Origin of the sequence: Burkholderia sp. E168m23, from assembly GCF_016586125.1 — a bacterium.
Classification (GTDB): Bacteria; Pseudomonadota; Gammaproteobacteria; order Burkholderiales; family Burkholderiaceae; genus Burkholderia; species Burkholderia orbicola.
In genome coordinates this window covers 1-525 of record NZ_BCPP01001718.1, presented here as the reverse complement: position 1 = coordinate 525, position 525 = coordinate 1, and the positions used below count along the sequence as shown (strand labels likewise).

At 69.3% G+C, this 525-nt stretch carries 2 protein-coding genes; both read left to right on the top strand.

Features of this window, described 5'->3' with window-relative positions; all coding sequences use genetic code 11:
• The coding region (locus tag JMF90_RS39860) for a DUF3331 domain-containing protein (RefSeq protein ID WP_201326632.1) at nt 1–190 on the top strand (190 nt) is incomplete at its 5' end.
• Between the two features lie 64 nt (nt 191–254).
• Nucleotides 255–525: alpha/beta fold hydrolase (locus JMF90_RS39855; protein WP_201326631.1), on the top strand; the 271-nt coding region annotated here is incomplete at its 3' end.

The following is a 525-nucleotide window of genomic DNA, read 5'->3' as shown; positions in this document are numbered from 1 at the left end:
CGACGAACAACGCTGGATCAGCGCGAAGGCGCGCCGGCTGGCGCGCTGCGCGCTCACCGGGCAACCGATCCGGGTCGGCGACGCGATCTACAAACCCCAGTGGCGCGGCGAGAAACGCCCCGCGAACTGCCGCGAGATGGTGCTCGCGACGGCGCTCGAGCAGTTCGTCGCCCGGCAGTCCCGCGCATGACGCGCCGCGCCGCACGCTTTGGCCGCGTCCGTGGGCGCGGCTTCCCTACTCGAAAGGAACCTTCATGAGCACGTTCACCACCCGCGACGGCGTGTCGATCCACTACAAGGACTGGGGCAGCGGCCGCCCGGTCGTGTTCATTCACGGCTGGCCGCTGAATGCCGACATGTGGGACGTGCAGATGCATCACGTGGCGTCGCACGGCCTGCGCGGCATCGCGTACGACCGGCGCGGCTTCGGGCGGTCCGATCAACCGTGGAGCGGCTACGACTACGACACGCTGGCCGACGATCTCGCGACGCTGCTCGAGACGCTCGACCTGCATGACGTGACGC